The sequence below is a fragment of the Arhodomonas sp. KWT genome (assembly GCF_010993615.1).
In genome coordinates, this window is sequence record NZ_WNXE01001074.1 from 1 (window position 1) to 552 (window position 552).

Genomic DNA, 552 nt, shown 5'->3' on the forward strand with positions numbered 1-552 from the left:
GGCCCCTCGCCGTTGAAGGGCGTTGATCGACGCACTCGTACCCACCGTCAGGCAGGCCTGGTCCACGTCGCCCTGAAGGTTGCAACGGTCGTGCCACTTATGTAAGTAATTGTTTTTTGGTTTTTTGTTAGGAATTGCCCCATCTGACGTACCGGGGTGACGCTTCGTCGTGGTGCAATGTTGCACTGCAGCGGGGCAGATCCGGGTGCTGCCGGGTCATGTCGCGCAGTGCCGGCGGGCCGTGGCCGGCGCCACACCGCGGGGTGCGGGTCCCCCGGCCAATGTGGCATGACAGTTGCTGGTTTCAGGGCATGGACTATCCGCTGTCACGGGGCAGGCAATGGCCGCACGCATCCTGCTCATAGACACCAAGGACAGACGTTCGCGGGCGCTGGAACAGGCGCTCACCGACGCGGGCTTCGAGGTCGTGGCGAGCGTGGACGAGCGCGACGACCTCTACGCGCGCATGACCGAGCTCGCCCCGGACGCCGTGATCGTCGACGCCGAGCTGCCCAGCCGGGACACCCTGGAGCACCTCGCCCAGCTCGGCCG

1 protein-coding gene is annotated in these 552 nt (G+C 65.9%); it reads left to right on the forward strand.

Features of this window, described 5'->3' with window-relative positions; genetic code table 11:
• Positions 1-340 precede the first annotated feature (340 nt).
• Positions 341-552: response regulator (locus G7A99_RS24220; RefSeq protein ID WP_163144628.1), on the forward strand; the 212-nt coding region annotated here is incomplete at its 3' end.